At 62.2% G+C, this 15,489-nt stretch carries 16 protein-coding genes; 4 read left to right on the top strand and 12 right to left on the bottom strand.

Going from position 1 to position 15,489, the window contains the following annotated elements:
* Nucleotides 1-12 precede the first annotated feature (12 nt).
* From cheB to E8L22_RS10445, 4 genes are all read left to right on the top strand, one after another.
* On the top strand, nucleotides 13-1,074 hold the full coding sequence (cheB, locus tag E8L22_RS10460) for a chemotaxis-specific protein-glutamate methyltransferase CheB (protein WP_136525131.1): 1,062 nt from the start codon (nucleotides 13-15) through the stop codon (nucleotides 1,072-1,074).
* A 17-nt stretch (nucleotides 1,075-1,091) separates the two neighbouring features.
* Nucleotides 1,092-2,444 carry a hybrid sensor histidine kinase/response regulator gene (locus tag E8L22_RS10455; protein ID WP_136525130.1) on the top strand — a complete coding sequence of 451 codons (1,353 nt, stop codon included), beginning with the start codon at nucleotides 1,092-1,094 and terminating at the stop codon, nucleotides 2,442-2,444.
* 1 nt (nucleotide 2,445) lies between these two features.
* Entirely contained in the window at nucleotides 2,446-3,969 is a 1,524-nt protein-coding gene (locus E8L22_RS10450; RefSeq protein WP_136525129.1) for a sensor histidine kinase, read from the top strand.
* A gap of 101 nt (nucleotides 3,970-4,070) precedes the next feature.
* Nucleotides 4,071-5,486: a sigma-54-dependent transcriptional regulator gene (locus E8L22_RS10445; protein WP_136525128.1), complete on the top strand. Its 1,416-nt coding sequence runs from the start codon at nucleotides 4,071-4,073 to the stop codon at nucleotides 5,484-5,486.
* Nucleotides 5,487-5,599: 113 nt separating this feature from the next.
* Here E8L22_RS10445 and lhgO read toward each other — a convergent pair whose 3' ends face one another.
* The 12 genes from lhgO to folP all read right to left on the bottom strand — a co-directional run bounded on the left by lhgO (nucleotide 5,600) and on the right by folP (nucleotide 15,487).
* Nucleotides 5,600-6,793, bottom strand: a complete 1,194-nt coding sequence (lhgO, locus tag E8L22_RS10440) for an L-2-hydroxyglutarate oxidase (RefSeq protein ID WP_136525127.1) — start codon at nucleotides 6,791-6,793, stop codon at nucleotides 5,600-5,602.
* 179 nt (nucleotides 6,794-6,972) lie between these two features.
* Nucleotides 6,973-7,917 (bottom strand): 3'-5' exonuclease, encoded by a 945-nt coding sequence (locus E8L22_RS10435; protein WP_136525126.1) that lies wholly within the window; start codon nucleotides 7,915-7,917, stop codon nucleotides 6,973-6,975.
* Nucleotides 7,918-7,938: 21 nt separating this feature from the next.
* The gene (locus E8L22_RS10430; RefSeq protein WP_136525125.1) at nucleotides 7,939-9,582 is read right to left on the bottom strand and encodes a fatty acid--CoA ligase; all 1,644 of its coding nucleotides are present in this window, start codon (nucleotides 9,580-9,582) and stop codon (nucleotides 7,939-7,941) included.
* A 25-nt stretch (nucleotides 9,583-9,607) separates the two neighbouring features.
* Complete coding sequence (locus E8L22_RS10425) at nucleotides 9,608-10,129, bottom strand: PaaI family thioesterase (protein WP_136525124.1); 522 nt, start codon at nucleotides 10,127-10,129, stop codon at nucleotides 9,608-9,610.
* A gap of 38 nt (nucleotides 10,130-10,167) precedes the next feature.
* Nucleotides 10,168-10,617 carry an SRPBCC family protein gene (locus E8L22_RS10420; RefSeq protein ID WP_136525123.1) on the bottom strand — a complete coding sequence of 150 codons (450 nt, stop codon included), beginning with the start codon at nucleotides 10,615-10,617 and terminating at the stop codon, nucleotides 10,168-10,170.
* Between the two features lie 34 nt (nucleotides 10,618-10,651).
* Entirely contained in the window at nucleotides 10,652-10,912 is a 261-nt protein-coding gene (locus tag E8L22_RS10415) for a hypothetical protein (RefSeq protein WP_136525122.1), read from the bottom strand.
* 136 nt (nucleotides 10,913-11,048) lie between these two features.
* On the bottom strand, nucleotides 11,049-11,330 hold the full coding sequence (locus tag E8L22_RS10410) for a peptidylprolyl isomerase (RefSeq protein WP_135870178.1): 282 nt from the start codon (nucleotides 11,328-11,330) through the stop codon (nucleotides 11,049-11,051).
* A gap of 10 nt (nucleotides 11,331-11,340) precedes the next feature.
* Complete coding sequence (locus E8L22_RS10405) at nucleotides 11,341-12,060, bottom strand: pyridoxine 5'-phosphate synthase (protein WP_135870179.1); 720 nt, start codon at nucleotides 12,058-12,060, stop codon at nucleotides 11,341-11,343.
* Nucleotides 12,053-13,417, bottom strand: coding sequence for a phosphoglucosamine mutase (gene glmM, locus E8L22_RS10400; protein ID WP_136525121.1), 1,365 nt, complete (start codon nucleotides 13,415-13,417; stop codon nucleotides 12,053-12,055). Before glmM ends, E8L22_RS10405 begins: the two co-directional genes overlap by 8 nt.
* Before the next feature lie 39 nt (nucleotides 13,418-13,456).
* Complete coding sequence (locus tag E8L22_RS10395; protein WP_246044611.1) at nucleotides 13,457-13,852, bottom strand: YbbR-like domain-containing protein; 396 nt, start codon at nucleotides 13,850-13,852, stop codon at nucleotides 13,457-13,459.
* The gene (gene cdaA, locus E8L22_RS10390) at nucleotides 13,849-14,607 is read right to left on the bottom strand and encodes a diadenylate cyclase CdaA (RefSeq protein ID WP_136525120.1); all 759 of its coding nucleotides are present in this window, start codon (nucleotides 14,605-14,607) and stop codon (nucleotides 13,849-13,851) included. The genes E8L22_RS10395 and cdaA overlap by 4 nt, the downstream gene beginning before the upstream one ends.
* 46 nt (nucleotides 14,608-14,653) lie before the next feature.
* Nucleotides 14,654-15,487: a dihydropteroate synthase gene (gene folP / locus E8L22_RS10385; protein ID WP_136525119.1), complete on the bottom strand. Its 834-nt coding sequence runs from the start codon at nucleotides 15,485-15,487 to the stop codon at nucleotides 14,654-14,656.
* Nucleotides 15,488-15,489: the final 2 nt, after the last annotated feature.

The following is a 15,489-nucleotide window of genomic DNA, read 5'->3' as shown; positions in this document are numbered from 1 at the left end:
CAAGGAAGCCGCGTGATCAGAATTCTCGTAGTTGAAGATTCAAAAACCGTGCAGCAGGCGCTGGTGGCCGCTTTCGACGCGGACCCCGAGCTCACCGTGATCGGCACCGCGGAGAGCGGCGAGTCCGCCGTGGAGGCCGCAAAGAGCCTCAGGCCGGACATCATCACCATGGACGTCAACCTCCCAGGCATGGACGGTTTCGACGCCACCCGCGCCATCATGTCGAGCTGCCCCGTCCCCATCGTGATCGTCACCGGGAAGATGAACCCGAAGGATTCGGCCACCCTGTTCCGGGTCATGGAGGCGGGAGCCCTCATGGTGCTAGCCAAGCCCGCCGCGCCAGGCTCTCCCGATTACCGCGAGTCGGTGGCGGACCTCATCCGCCATGTGAAGCTCATGTCCGAGATCAAGGTGGTGCGCCGCGTGTTCCCGACCGGCAAGATCGCGCCTGCGCCAGCCGCAGTCCAGACGCCCCGGACCGCCCCCACCGCTTCGATAAAAGTGGTGGCCATCGGCGCCTCGACCGGCGGTCCGCCCCTTTTGCGCCGCATACTCTCCGCGCTCCCGGCATCCTTTTCCGCCGCGGTCCTCGTGGTGCAGCACATGGCCGTAGGTTTCACGGAAAACTTCGTGCACTGGCTGAACCAGCACTCCACCATGCCGGTGCTCCTCGCTGCCGACGGCATGACCGTGGAACCGGGTCGGGTCTACGTGGCGCCCGACAGCTACCACATGGAAGTCGCCCCTCAAGGGCGCATCCGCCTCACCAGCACGGACCCTGAAAACGGCGTGCGTCCCGCCGTGTCGGCGCTTTTTCGCACCGTGGCTCAGCACTACGGTCGGCACGCGGTCGGGGTGCTCTTGACCGGCATGGGGAAGGACGGGGCCCTGGAACTCAAGACGCTCCGCAACAGTGGAGGCGTCACCGTCGCGCAGGACAAGGAGACGTCCATGGTCTTCGGGATGCCGGGCGAAGCGATCCAGATCGACGCGGCCCAGCTCGTCCTATCCCCCGACGGCATCATCGGTCTGCTGACCACGCTGGCGGCTAAAGGCGCCGCCGCCTTGAAATGAAGGAGTTGGCAACGAACATGAATCAAAGCAGCTCGACAGCGGTTCCGCACCGCATCCTCATCGTAGATGACAGCCCCACCCAGGCGAAGCTCCTCGAGCAGATGCTCGCCGAACAGGGGTACCGGGTCGTCGTGGCTAGAAACGGAGACGAGGCGCTCGAGGCCCTCCCGCAAATGCCGGATCTGGTGATCAGCGACATTCTCATGCCGGGGATGGACGGCTTCGAGCTCTGCCGCCGCATCAGAGAGTCGAAGACAGGGGGTGAAACACCGATCATCCTGCTCACCCACCTGAACGATCCGGCGGACGTGCTGCACAGCCTCGAAGTGGGCGCCAACTACTTCGTATCGAAGCCGTACAGCAAGAAACTGCTCCTATCCCGCATCAGCGCCGTGTTGAACGGGGAACGGGTTTGCCACCAGGGTGACAACGACGGAGAGGTCGCCGTCGCCTATCGAGGCAAAAACTACCGCGTTCAGGCCGACTGTGCCCACACCATCGAACTGCTCCTCGCCACCTACGAGATGGCTGCGGAAAAGAACCAGGAACTGCTTGGGGCGAAGGCGTCCCTGTCGAGCCTGAACCGGGAGCTCGAGCAGCGCGTCGTGGAGCGGACCGCAGCCCTCACCCAGGAAACCGCGGAACGTCTGCAGGCTATGGACGAACTGAGGAAGAAGGACGAAGTGCTCATGCAGCAAAGCCGCCAGGCTGCGATGGGCGAGATGATCGGCAACATCGCGCACCAGTGGCGCCAGCCGCTGAACGCGGTGGGGCTGCTGGTCCAGGACCTCACCCTCTCCTACGAGTACGGCAACTTCAGCCGCGAGTACCTGGAGACGAGCACCGGGAAGATCATGCAGATGGTCCGGCACATGTCGCAGACCATCGACGATTTCAGGAACTTCTTCACGCCGGACCGGGAGAAGAGCGCGTTCGAACTGAAAAAGGTGGTCCGTCGCACCCTGGCGCTCATGGAGGGAAGCCTCGCCGACAAGGGCATCCAGGTTGAGGTCGCGGACGGCGACGTGCCGCCCATCGTAGGGCACCCCAACGAGTTTTCCCAGGTACTGCTCAACATCCTCAACAACGCCGCAGACGCCTTATGCGAAAAAAGGATTGCGGAACCGAGGATCAAGGTAACGGTGGCCCGCGAGGGGGAAAAATCCGTCATCACCATCGCCGACAACGCTGGCGGCATCCCCGTCAATATCATGGGACGCATCTTCGAGCCCTACTTCACCACCAAGGAACAGGGAAAAGGAACCGGCATCGGCCTGTTCATGGCCAAGAACATCGTGGAAAAAAGCATGAACGGCTCGCTCTCGGCGCGAAACACCGGGAACGGGGCCGAGTTCAGAATCGAGGTATAGCATGTCAACGAAACCAGGGGCGGGGTTCACCCTGCTCTACGTAGAGGACGAGGAAGTCACGCGTGAAACGGTGCTGGGCCTTCTCGCGCGCCGTTTTCCCGGCCTGACCGTCCGTGGTGCGGAAAACGGGGCAAAGGGGCTGGAGCTTTTCGGCAGGATCTCCCCGGACCTCGTGGTCACCGACATTAAGATGCCCGCCATGAGCGGCATCGAGATGTCACGACAGCTTCTCGAGCTCAAACCATCCCTGCCGGTCATCATCACGAGCGCGCATAGCGACATGGAATACCTGATCGAGGCGATCGAGCTCGGCGTGTCGCGCTACGTTCTGAAGCCGATCGAGTCCGCGAAACTCTTCGCTGCCATCGAAGCGTGCCTAGGTACCCTGACCATCGAGAGGGAACTCGCCGCGCAGCAGGCCTTCGTACGGAAGCTTTCCCGGGCCGTGCAGCAAAGCCCGAGCAGCATCGTGATCACCGATCCACGGGGCTTCATCGAATACGTGAACCCGAAATTCGTCGAACTGACCGAACGCCAGGAGTCGGAGGTCAAGGGACGCCACCTCGCCACCATTCTGCAAGGTGGGGATGCCATCTGGTCCTCGGTCGCCGCCGGGAACCAGTGGCACGGGGAGCTGACCGGAGAGCGCAAGAACGGCGCCCCTTTCTACGAGGCCGCCTCCATATCTCCCGTTTTCGACGAAGCCGGCGCCCTCAGCAATTTCGTGGCGGTACTGGAGGACATCACTGAACGGGTGCAAAACGAGCGCGAGATCAGGCTGCTGAACGACTCACTCTCCGCTCGGGCCCAAGAGCTGGAGATCGCCAACCGAGACCTCGAAGGCTTCAGCTACACGGTCTCACACGACCTGCGCGCCCCGCTCACCAACATCAACGGCTACTGCCAGGTGATCCTGGAAATTTACGGTGAGAAGCTCGAGCCGGGGTGCAAGGAGTTCATCGACATCATCTATAACGAGACGGTGAACATGAACCAGCTGATCCGCACCCTGCTTGAGTTCTCGCGCGTATCGCGCTCCGAGCTCTCGAAGCAGCCGGTCGACCTGAGCGAGATGGCGCTCCTCATCACCGCGACTCAGCAACTGGCCGAGCCGGGCCGACGTTTTTTCTTCTCCATCGCACCGGACCTGACCGCTTACGGCGACCCTGACCTCCTGAAGGTGGTGCTGCAAAATCTCATCTCCAACGCATGCAAGTACTCGTCTCAAAAAGATGAGGCGCGCATCGAGTTCCTGAAGACGGAAGTGGACGGTACAGAGGCCTTCGTCGTGCGCGACAACGGCGCCGGGTTCAAAATGGAATGCGCCGGCAAGCTATTCAGCCCTTTCCAGCGGCTTCACTCCGACCGGGAGTTCAAGGGTTTCGGCGTCGGGCTCGCCACCGTGCAGCGCATCGTGCAACGGCATGGCGGCCGGGTGTGGGCGGAAGGGGAAGTCGACAAAGGGGCAAGTTTCTTCTTCACCCTGCCCCCCCTCGAACCTGGGCGGGACGGAACCGGTTCATAGGAAATCCCCGGAAAGGCGGGTGCAGCTTCCCGCTTGCTCAGACCGCACCTGGAACTGCCGAAGAATTTTGTCGAGTCAATTGTGCTGGAGGTTTTACTGTTGTGAAAAGACGCAACACGCAACGGATCTTGCTGGTGGACGACGAACCGGACATCCTCGACGGCTGCCGCTCCTGCCTCAAAAACAGCGGTTTCGGCGACATCCTCACCGAAAGCGACAGTCGCCTTGTGCTGCCGCTTCTGGAGCGCGAAGAGGTCGATGTCATCGTACTCGACCTGCACATGCCCAACCTATCCGGCCTCGACCTGCTGCCGCAGATCGTAAACCGGTACCCGCAGATCAAGGTGATCGTCTCCACCGCCAGCAATGAGGTGGAGACGGTGGTGAGCTGCATGAAGGGGGGCGCCTTCGATTACATGGTGAAGCCGATCGACGTGAAGCGCCTGCTCACCTCGGTTGGAAAGGCGCTTGAGCTGAAAAGCCTCTCCAGCGAGCTTTCCACCTTGAAACAGTACATGTTCACCGACCGCCTGGACCACCCGGAGGCCTTTTCCAGCATCGTCTCATCGAACAAGGCGATGCGCGCCGTCTTCCAGTACATCGAGGTGGTCGCCGGGACCAGGCAGCCTGTCACCATCACCGGCGAGACCGGCACGGGGAAGGAGCTCGCCGCCCGCGCCATCCACGACCTGAGCGGGCGCACAGGTCCCTTCGTTCCTCTGAACGTCGCGGGGCTGGACGACAACATGTTTTCCGATACCCTTTTCGGCCACGTAAAGGGAGCCTTCACCGGTGCCGACGTGGCGCGTGACGGGCTCATCACCCGCGCGTCAGGCGGGACGCTCTTTCTCGACGAGATCGGAGATCTGGGCGAGATGTCGCAGATCAAGCTCCTTCGCCTTTTACAGGAGCAGGAGTACTACCCGGTCGGCTCCGACTTCGTAAAGAAGAGCGACGCCCGCATCGTCATGGCGACGAACCGGGACCTGCAGGAACTCATCAAACAGGGAAAGTTCAGAAACGACCTCTACTACAGACTATGCGCGCACCGGGTACACCTCCCCCCCCTGCGCGAAAGGCTGGACGATGTCCCGCTTTTGCTCGACCACTTCCTCGAGAAGGCCGCGACTCAACTGGATAAGAAGAAGCCTACTCCCCCCCCCGAGCTCGCCGTCATGCTGGCCCTCTACCGTTTCCCGGGGAACGTGCGCGAGATGGAGGCGCTCGTCTCCGAAGCGGTCCTGCGGCATAAAGGAGGCGTTCTCTCCATGGAGACCTTCCGCAGCGCCATGGGGTCCGAGGTGCAAAGCGTGCCGGAGGCCCCGGCGCCGCGGACGGAAAGCCTGGAGCAGGCCTTTGGCGCGGTTTTCGGCCGTTTCCCGACCATAGCAGAGGTTGAGGAGCAGATGATCGCCGAGGCAATGCGGATGGCGAAGGGGAACCAGGGGATGGCGGCGAACATTCTAGGCGTTGCGCGCCAGACTCTCAACAAGCGTCTCAAGTCGCAGTCCGCTTGAAGTAAAGGAAGGGCGCCTAAAAAACGAAACCGCCGAAGGCCCAAAGGCCCCGGCGGTTTCTCTTTTTTGCTATCCGTAACGTAGAACTCAGAACATAGAGCGTAGAACGCTCTCTAGAAATATTGCGTCACGATCCCTTGCGCCAGATCCATGGACGAGGTGAAGGCGGGCGAGATGGGGTTCAGCACGTGCACCCCCTCCCCTTCGGCGACCACCAGGAAGTCCATCACCAGCTCCTTTTTCTCCCAATCCACCAGTTGCGGTCTGATCCCCACCTTGGAGGCGGGCACCACGTCTTCAGGCTTGAGCTCCTTCACGAGCCGCGCGGCGTCCTTGAAGAAGACCGATGGGAGGTACTTGGCAGGTTCGCTAAGCGCCACGTTGCGAAACGGCTTGTTGGTCATGAAGAGGATGAGGTCTTCCCAGGCGATGGAGATCGCTTCGGAGTCGATCCCGGCAAGGATGCCGTAGTTCTCCCTACCGAAAGCGGGGATGGCGGTGGGACCGAGATAGACGTCGCCGTGGACGCTGCGGGTGAAATGGACGCCGAGGAAGGGATTACGGATATCCGGCACCGGGTAGATGCTTGAGTTGACCGTGTAGGGAGCGTCCTTTTTAAGCAGGCGGTACACCCCTTTGAAGGGGATGAGACGGTACTGCTGCCCCACCCCAAAGAAATCAGCCACCTTGTCGCAGAAGGCCCCCGCGGCGTTCACGAAACGGTTGAAACGGATCTCCCCACGGCTCGTCACCGCGATACCGCTACCCTTGATCCCGGTCAGGCGGCACCCCATCACGAAGGTGACCCGGCCGCTCTCCTCCAGGTCTTTTCTGAGGCTCTTCAGCACCGCCTTCGGATCGACCACGGCGGTGTAGTGGGAAAACAGGGCGCGCTCCACGGTGCGTGCGTTGGGCTCGATGGCAGCCAGCTGCCGTTCGTCAATCATCTCGACCTTGGCGCCGTTAGCGGTGGCGCGGCGGAAGAGCTCGTCCAGGACGGGGAGTTCGGCGGGGGTGCGGGTGACGATGACCTTGCCGTTTTCCAGCAGGGGGAGCCCCTTCTCCTTGCAGTACGCCCGCATAAGGAAGTTGCCGTTCAGACAGGACTTCGCCTTCATGCTGTCCGGCGAGTAGTAGATCCCCGCGTGCAGCACGCCGCTGTTGCGTCCCGAGGCGTGCACTCCGAGTTCCGCTTCCTTCTCAATGATGACGATGTCACCGTGGCCGGTCCGCACCAGCTCACGTGCTATGGTGAGGCCGATGATGCCCGCCCCGACGATGAGGATGTCGGCTTTGTCGAAGCTCATGTATCACACCTCCGGATGTTTTTCGGGGAAGATGCCGCTATCCCGTTGCTTGGCCTAACCAAGGCAAATCCCCCCTGTCCCCCCTTCGCAAAGGGGGGAACCTTGCGCTCATGCAGCGCTGCGTGGACGCACTGTGCCCCTTAGCTCTCCCCTTCCCTCTATCCCCCGGGACTTCGCCGCTACTCGCGGATGGAGAAGCGTGCTAGGGCGTCACAGCGTACGACCTGCACGGCGCTCGTGTTCCCGCGGGGATAGATCTCCCGGGCGAGGTAGGCTAGCTCCTCGTGCTCCTCGTCAGCGGGAACGTCGCGCCACCACGCTTTGTTCCCACCCTGCGAGCCGTCGCTCCAGCGATAGCCGCGTTCCTTTAAGACGTCCTTCTTGTCGAAGGGGGCGGAGACGGCGAAGATGCGCGAGGTGATCTCGTGGGCCCGCTTCAAAAGGGTCATGAAAATGGAAGCGCCGGTCACCGGGAGCCGCTCGAGAAGGAGCCCAAGCACCCCCTCGGCGTCGTCGAGCGCGCGGTGCGCGTTGATGGTGAGCGAACCGGTCTTGAAGAGCAGAAACTCGAGGGTGCGCGAGGAAAGCCGCTCAGAACCCCAGTCGATCTGCGACACGGTGCAGGCCCAGGGGAGTTTAGCATAGGCGGGGTAACGCGACTCGACGAACTTCCGGTCAAAGGCGGCGTTGTGTGCGATGACCAGGTCGGCCTTGGCGGCAAGGGCGTTCATGAACGCATCGTCGAACGCCTGACCGCGCACCATATCGTCCGAGATCCCGGTGATCTCCTGCACCTCCGGGGGAATGGGGAAGCCGGGGTCCTCGAAGCCGGAGTAACGGTCCGTGATGCGGTAGATCTCGCCGGTCTCGGCATCGTACTCGAAGGCGACCACACCAAGCTCGATGATCCTGTCTCGCCGAAAATCTAGCCCGGTGGTCTCCGTATCGAGGCAAAGGGCCACACGCGCGTGCTCCGGCCCCGGGCGCCCGAGCCTTGCGTCGCGCGCCAGATTCAGGCGGCGCAGCACTTGGTAATCCCCGGTGGAGTGCAGCGAAGCGATGGCGATCTCGATCTCCAGCGGGTTCATCTCCACTACCCTCTTTTTCTGTGGCGTCTTAGCCATCATCACCTCAAAAGCGGCCGATCAGGAGAGGTACTTCTCCCTGAGCGCAACCTTGTTGATCTTCCCGACACTCGTCTTGTCGATCGATTCGACTAACTTCACCTTGACGAGCACCACCTGCTTGCTCACCACCCCCTTGTCGGCATACGCCCGGACGTGATGAGCGATATCCTTCTCGGTCAAGTTGGTGGAAGGCTTCGGGACGACCAGGGCCAGGGGGCGCTCGCCCCACTTCTCGTCCGCCTTACCGATGACAGCCACCTCGGCCACCAGCGGGTGATGCGTGATGATATCCTCGAGTTCCAGCGAAGAGACCCATTCACCGGCCACCTTGATGACGTCCTTGCTCCGGTCGGTGATGCGCAGGTATCCGAGCTCGTCGCGCACCGCCACGTCGCCGGTGTGGAGGTATCCGCCGGTCCAGAGGCGCTCGGAGGCCTTGTGATCCTTCAGATACCCCTGGCTGAGCCACGGCGAGCGGACCACCACGTTGCCGGCGCTCACGCCGTCGCGGGGAAGCTCCTTCAGGTCGTTGTCCACGACGCGCAGGTCGACCAGCGGCAGGGTGAGCCCGGTCTTGCACCGGATATCCGCCTGTTCCGGGTGCGAGAGCTCCAGCATGGCCGGCGTGAGCTGCGAGATGGTGAGGATTGGGCAGGTCTCCGACATGCCGTAGCCGGTAAAGACGTCGATCCCCGCTTTGAGCGCCTCGACGCAGAGGTTGCGCGACATGGCGGCCCCCCCGATGATGAGCTTCCATCCCCTGAGATCCATCCTCTCCGCATGCGGGTGCTTCAGCATCATGTGCAGGATGGTCGGGACGCAGTGCGAGAAGGTGACACCTTCCTTCTCCTTCAACTCGAGCAGGGTCTCCGGGAGATAGCGGCCGGGGTAGACCTGTTTCAGTCCGAGCATGGTGGCGACGTAAGGAAGTCCCCAGGCATGCACGTGGAACATCGGGGTGATCGGCATGTAGACGTCGTCACGGTGCAGCCCGCCGTGCGCGGTGATCGATCCCAGCGTCGCGAGCAGCCCGAAGGTGTGCAGCACGAGCTGCCGGTGACTGAAGTAGACCCCCTTCGGCATGCCGGTAGTGCCGGTCGTGTAGAAGGTGGTCGCCCGCGTGTTCTCGTCCAGGTTGGGGAATTCCGAGATCGGCGCGGCCTTGGCGATAAGCTCCTCGTACTCCCCCGCGAAAGGGACGGTGCCGTCGTGCTGTTCGGCGTCGTCGCGGATGAGAACGTAGGTGCGCACGTTATCGATCCTGCCGCGGATCTGCTCGAGAATCGGGAGAAACTCGGCGTTAACGAGGAGCACGTCGTCCTCGGCGTGGTCGATGGTGTAAAGGATCTGCTCAGCCGAGAGGCGGACGTTGATCGTGTGCAGTACCGCCCCGATCATCGGCACGGCGAAGAAAAGCTCCAGGTAGCGATGGCTGTCCCAGTCCATGACCGCCACGGTCTGCCCGGGACGGACGCCGAGTTCGGTCAGCATCCCGGCCGCACGCCGCACCCTGTCCCTTAAATCGCGGTAGGAGCCGCGGTAGAGGTCGCGGTAGACGATCTCCTGCTCGGGGTTATCGACCACCGGGTAGAGCAGCATGTTCTTTATCAGCAGCGGGTAGTCGTAGGCGGACGGGGTACGGGGGATCAGCAATTCACTCATCGTTGAGTTCTCCTGTATCTGTCAATTACATCTTGCGGCAGTCGTCGAGGAAGTCCTGGAGCACACCCTCCTCGACGCCGGCCAAGGCGGCGATGCGGGAAAGGCGCGGGAAGGACCAGTTGGTGCGTCCCTCTGCCAGGCGCTGCCCTTCGGCGTCGTAGATCGCCATGGCGACCTCCGCCTGGGGAGGATCGAAGCTGACGATCTCGCCAACGACCCGGATATCGGTGCCGGTCGGCACCGGCTTCAGGAAACGGACCGTGATGTCGCGGGTGACGCCGAGCTTTCCGTGGCGCGCGAAGAGCGCGTAGGCGGCGGCCTCGTCCAGGAGGGCGGATATGATGCCGCCGTGGACCATCCCGTCAAAGCCGCAATAGGTGGCGGGGATGCTCGTTACGCAGGCGACGCCGTCGGTGGTGTGATGGAAGCGCAGGCCGAGGCCGTGAGGATGTCCTTCGGAACAAACGAAACAGGAGCCGGGCCAGCGCCCCTGCACCTTGGGCAGGTTAAGAACGGATGCATGGTCCGGACAGCAGGATTCTTTCATCTCTCCTCCTTCAACGCGGCTGACGCCGCGATTTCATTTCAACATTTAAGGCAGCGCACGTTCCCCTTTTCGCCCCAGCGGCGCACGGCGCGGGACAACTCGTCCAGCCCCGAGGCGGCGGGACGGTTCAGGGCAAGGCAAAACAGGGGGGCTAGCAGGCCGGTGAATTCGGAGCGCTGCTGGAAGAGAAGCCGGTCAGGCGCCTCAACCGCGATGCGGCAGGAGAAAGTCCAGGCAAGCAGGCCGGAAAAGAAGAGTCTGCTTTTCCAGGAAACGTGCCCGGGCTCGGCAGTGACGAGGGAAGCGGTTACGTGGAAGATTTCCATCCCGGGCAGATGCACGACGAGGTCGTGGCGCCCATCGTCACCGAGCGGGGTCACCCTGGGGAAAACCGGGTTCCATTGCGAGTAGAGCGAGAAATCGGTTAGAAGCGGGGCGACCCTGTCGAACGAGGTTTGCAGCGGGGTTTCCAAAGTTACGGGTTTCATGTTCACCTGCCGGACAAAAAATGGGAAGGGACGGCTATTTCTTTTTCTCAGCCTCTTCGGCCATTCTCTTCTCGTGGGCCTCGCGGATCTGGTCCATTTCCTTCCAGTGGGCGTCCCAGTCCTTCTTCCTGATGCAGTGCAGGGCCAAACTCCCGAGGACGATGCAGACCCCGAAGAAGAACTGCATTACCTTGAACCCTTCGGCGACTCCGTAGATCATGCAGCCGACCCCGACCAGGCCGAGCAGGAAAGGTGCGCTGAAGATGAGGCTTCCCAGGGATTGCTTCTCTGCCATCTAATTTCCTCCGTGTCGCAGGTGATCCGGGTTCATCCAACGAGGCCGCAAACGATGACTATCCCCCTCTCCCGCCTGCGGACCGTAGCCTACGGTGGGCGAAGGCCCTGAGGGAGAGGGGTGCACGCGAAAAGCCTTACGCAGTGCGGCTGGTGATCTCGATCAGGTGGTAGCCAAACTGCGTGCGCACCGGGCCGAGCACCTTCCCCACTTCGCCGCTGAAGACCACCTTGTCGAACTCCTCGACCATCTGGCCGGGCCCGAACTCTCCGAGAAGTCCCCCCTGGTTGCCGGACGGGCAAAGGGAGTGCGCCCTTGCGACCTCGGCAAAGTCGGCACCCGCTTCGATCTTTTCCTTGAGTGCGAGACACTCGGCCTCGGTTTCCACCAGTATGTGACGCGCTTTTGCTCTTGCCATGACTGTCTCCTTATGAGTAGCGGACCAGTTCGGACATATCACGCACGGCGCGGTCGAGACCGACCAGGATGGCGCGCGACATGATGGAGTGGCCGATGTTGAATTCCTCGATGCCGCCGATCGCGGCTACCTTCTTCACGTTGGTGTAGTTTAGGCCGTGTCCGGCGTTGACGCCGAGGTCGAGCTTACGCGCGAGCTTCACCGCGTTCTCGATCTTGATCAGCTCCTGCTCCTCTTCTTTCCAGGTGGGCGCATCGGCGAAGGAACCGGTGTGGATCTCGATGTAATCGGCGCCGATCTTGTTGGCGACCTTGATCTGGTCGGGATCGGGATCGATGAAGAGGCTCACGATGATGCCTCCCGCCTGCAGCTTCTCTATGGCGACCTTCAACGCTTCCTGGTGGATCCGGACGTCGAGCCCCCCTTCGGTGGTAAGCTCAGCCCGCTTCTCGGGGACCAGGGTGCAGCACTCCGGCTTCACCGCGAGGGCGATGGCGATCATCTCGTCGGTTGCCGCCATTTCCAGGTTCAGCTTGGTCTGCACGGTCTGGCGCATGATCTTTAGATCACGATCCTGGATGTGCCGTCTGTCCTCGCGCAGGTGGATGGTGATGCCGTCGGCGCCCGCCAGTTCGGCAATGGCCGCGGCCGCGACCGGATCGGGCTCACTCCCGCCCCTTGCCTGCCTCAGAGTCGCTACATGATCGACGTTGACGCCCAGTTTAGCCACGGTTCTCTCCTCCCAGGGCCGACGCCGCGGTTTCGGCTATCTCGTTGGCCCAGTTGCGAATTTTCGTCTCGTCGTCCCCTTCGAGCATGATGCGCAAAAGGGGCTCGGTGCCGGACCACCGGATCAGCACCCTACCCTCCCCTTTCAGCCTACCCTCTACGTCGTTCACGAGGTTCGCGATCTCGGGGACCTGCATCACGTCCGTCTTCTGCGAAAGGCGCACGTTCACGAGCACCTGGGGCAGGGAGTGCATGACGAGGGCGAGCTCGGAGAGGCGCTTTTGGCGGCGCTGCATGATGGCGAGCACCTGCAGTGCCGAGAGGATGCCGTCGCCGGTCGTGTTGTGGTCGAGGAAGATCATGTGGCCGGACTGCTCGCCGCCCAGGTTGTAGCCACCTTTCAGCATCTCCTCCACGACATAGCGGTCACCGACTGCGGTCTTGATCACCTCACCGCCGGCGCGCTTCATGGCGATATCGAGCCCCATGTTGCTCATCACGGTTGCGACCAGGGTGTTCTGCTTCAGAGTCCCCTGACGGATCATCTCAGTCCCGCAGACGGCCATGATCTTGTCGCCGTCCACCACGTTGCCGTACTCGTCGACGAAGATGACGCGGTCCGCGTCGCCGTCGAGCGCGATGCCGAGGTCTGCGCCATGCTGCTTCACCGCCTCGCTCATCACCTCGGGGTGCAGCGAGCCGCAGTCAGCGTTGATGTTGGTGCCGTTGGGCTTCACGCCAATCGTTATCACCTCGGCGCCAAGCTCCTCGAATACCGCCGGGGCGACCTTGTACGCGGCACCGTTGGCGCAGTCGAGAACGATCTTCAGCCCGGAGAGGTCGAGATCCTTCGGGAAGGTGCTCTTCAGGAAGACGACGAAGCGCCCCTGCGCGTCGTCGATGCGGTACGCCTTGCCGACCTCTTTGGCGGTCGGGCGCAGGGAGTCGATGCGTTTCGAGAAGATCAGGTCCTCGATCATCAGCTCGGTCTCGTCCGGCAGCTTGAAACCGTCGCTCGAGAAGAACTTGATGCCGTTGTCCTCGAACGGGTTGTGCGAGGCGGAGATCACGACACCCGCATCGGCACGCATCGAGGAGGTGATGTTGGCGATGCCCGGCGTCGGTAGCGGGCCGACCAAGAGAACGTCGACGCCCATGGAGCAGATGCCTGCCATGAGCGCGCTTTCGAGCATGTAGCCGGAAAGACGGGTGTCCTTGCCGATGACGATGCGGTGGCGTTTCTTGCCGTTTTTGAATATGTAGGCGGCGGCGCGGCCGATCTGCATCGCCATCTCCGCCGTCATCGGGTAGACGTTGGCCACACCGCGGACCCCGTCGGTACCGAAAAGTTTCTTCATTCTCTTCACCTCGTAAAAATAGTCAGTCTAAAAACAGCCCTACTTCTGTTCCCTGCTGGTAAGCGCGATGGTTACCGTCGCGGGGGCGACGTGAACCACTTTGATCTCCGGATCAAGATCGAAAAGGCCATCCTTCAGCGAGATCTGCTGCTGCCCCGCATTGGCGCCGGTCAGATCGATCCTGAGACGGGTCTGGTGAAATGGCAGCAGGAACAATAGAATCCGCGGCCCGGAGACAACGACCTCCGCCTCGGCTGGCGCCACCCCGTCAAGCTGCAGCCCCGGCGGCATGCGATCAAGGCCGACGGGAACGGTGAGCACCATCTCCCCGGGTCGCTCGACGATCACGCTGAGCCAGATCAGGACGGCCAGCAGCACGGAAAGCGCCTTGACCCCTTTCAGCCATTCATGCCCTCTTGCGTGCATGGTCGTCATTTGAGCCACCTCGGCTCGACGAGCCTTCTAAGCGTCTTGCCCAGGGACGGCATGTCTACCACGTCGGTCTTCTTTCCCCCCACCACCACCGAGGCGGTCCCGGTCTCCTCGGATACCACGACGACAAGGGCGTCGACCAACTCGGAGAGGCCGATGGCGGCGCGGTGCCTGGTCCCAAGGGCTTTGTTCACCTCAAGGTTCTGGGTGAGCGGCAGGAAGCACCCCGCCTTGGTCAGCTTGCCGTGCTGGATGATCACGGCACCGTCGTGAATAGGCGAATACGGCAGGAAGATCGAGGAGATCAGCTCGCTGGTCACCTTGGCGTCGATATCGGTTCCGACGGCAAGGTAGCTGTCCACCGAGATGGCGCGCTCGATGACGATGAGCGCCCCGATCTTTTTCTGCGCAAGCCCGGCCACGGCGAAGACGAGCTCGTCGATGACGTCGGACATCTCGACGTCCTTTTCGGTGCGGCTTCTGGTCAGCGTTGCGAAGGCCCTGCGGATGTCGGTCTGGAAGATGACCGCGAGGCCGACAACGGAAGAGGCCAGGATCAGGTCGATGATGAGCCGGACGGTCTGCAGGGAGAAAAAGCGCGCCAGGAGATGAAGGGCCACGAGTGCCGAAAGGATGGCGAGGATGCGCAGCGCGAGCACCCCCTTGAGGAGTCGCGCCAGCCTGGAGACGATCAGTATCGCGAGCGACAGGTCCAGGAGGTCCCGCAGTATGCCTATGTTTTGCAGGAATGAATTCATCCGCACCGGTCGGGAAGCAGCGCTTCCGGTTTGTCGGGCCTGCGGGTTACATGAGCGCCCGCGTCATGACGGCGACATCCCTCATGGCTGCCACGTCATGAACCCGTATGATAGCGGCTCCGTGCGCGATCGACATGACGACCGCGGCTGCCGTGCCGAAGATCCTCTCTCCTTGCTCTCGTCCCGTGACCGTTCCGATGAACGACTTCCGGGATAGGCCGACCAGGATCGGACAGCCAAGCGGCTGGAATTCCTCAAGCCGTTTGATCAATTCCAGGTTCCCCTGGACGCTCTTGCCGAAGCCGAGCCCCGGATCGACGACGATGCGCCCCGCGGCAACCCCCGCCCGTCGAGCGATGTCGATGGAGCCTGCCAGGTATTCCTTCACGTCGGCGATCAGGTCATCGTAGTTCGTGTCCTTCTGCATGGTGTCGGGCATGCCGCGGGTGTGCATGACCACCACTCCCGCGTCGGATTCGGCCACGACGGCGGCCATCTCCGGATCGAACATGAGGCCGGTGACGTCGTTAACGATCTCGGCGCCGGCGGCACAGGCGGCCTTCGCGACCCCCGCCTTGTAGGTATCTATGGAGATGGGGACGGAGATGTTACCTTTGAGGGCCTCTATAACGGGAATCACCCGGTCCAGTTCCTCCTGCAGGCTTACCGCGGGGGCATTGGGCCGGGTGCTTTCGCCGCCGATATCGATGATGTCGGCACCCTCTCGCTCCATCTCGCGGGCCCGGTCCACGGCCCTCTCAAGGGAGAAGAAGCGCCCCCCGTCCGAGAAGGAGTCCGGAGTCACGTTCAGGATGCCCATGATCTGCGGACGCTCCAGGGACAGGGTGCGTCGGGAAAGTTCCCACTTCTGAATCTGCATCG

It is taken from the genome of Geomonas ferrireducens, assembly GCF_004917065.1.
GTDB lineage: Bacteria > Desulfobacterota > Desulfuromonadia > Geobacterales > Geobacteraceae > Geomonas > Geomonas ferrireducens.
Note: the sequence above shows the minus strand (reverse complement) of the source record. Positions and strands in the feature narration are given on the sequence as shown.

Excerpts from the sequence above, each read along its gene's own strand:
- E8L22_RS10395 (WP_246044611.1), bottom strand. The coding sequence starts at position 13,852 with ATGACGACCATGCACGCAAGAGGGCATGAATGGCTGAAAGGGGTCAAG.
- lhgO (WP_136525127.1), bottom strand. The coding sequence starts at position 6,793 with ATGAGCTTCGACAAAGCCGACATCCTCATCGTCGGGGCGGGCATCATC.
- E8L22_RS10420 (WP_136525123.1), bottom strand. The coding sequence starts at position 10,617 with ATGAAACCCGTAACTTTGGAAACCCCGCTGCAAACCTCGTTCGACAGG.
- E8L22_RS10450 (WP_136525129.1), top strand. The coding sequence starts at position 2,446 with ATGTCAACGAAACCAGGGGCGGGGTTCACCCTGCTCTACGTAGAGGAC.
- E8L22_RS10425 (WP_136525124.1), bottom strand. The coding sequence starts at position 10,129 with ATGAAAGAATCCTGCTGTCCGGACCATGCATCCGTTCTTAACCTGCCC.
- E8L22_RS10415 (WP_136525122.1), bottom strand. The coding sequence starts at position 10,912 with ATGGCAGAGAAGCAATCCCTGGGAAGCCTCATCTTCAGCGCACCTTTC.
- E8L22_RS10430 (WP_136525125.1), bottom strand. The coding sequence starts at position 9,582 with ATGAGTGAATTGCTGATCCCCCGTACCCCGTCCGCCTACGACTACCCG.
- cdaA (WP_136525120.1), bottom strand. The coding sequence starts at position 14,607 with ATGAATTCATTCCTGCAAAACATAGGCATACTGCGGGACCTCCTGGAC.
- E8L22_RS10435 (WP_136525126.1), bottom strand. The coding sequence starts at position 7,917 with ATGGCTAAGACGCCACAGAAAAAGAGGGTAGTGGAGATGAACCCGCTG.
- glmM (WP_136525121.1), bottom strand. The coding sequence starts at position 13,417 with ATGAAGAAACTTTTCGGTACCGACGGGGTCCGCGGTGTGGCCAACGTC.
- E8L22_RS10410 (WP_135870178.1), bottom strand. The coding sequence starts at position 11,330 with ATGGCAAGAGCAAAAGCGCGTCACATACTGGTGGAAACCGAGGCCGAG.
- E8L22_RS10455 (WP_136525130.1), top strand. The coding sequence starts at position 1,092 with ATGAATCAAAGCAGCTCGACAGCGGTTCCGCACCGCATCCTCATCGTA.
- folP (WP_136525119.1), bottom strand. The coding sequence starts at position 15,487 with ATGCAGATTCAGAAGTGGGAACTTTCCCGACGCACCCTGTCCCTGGAG.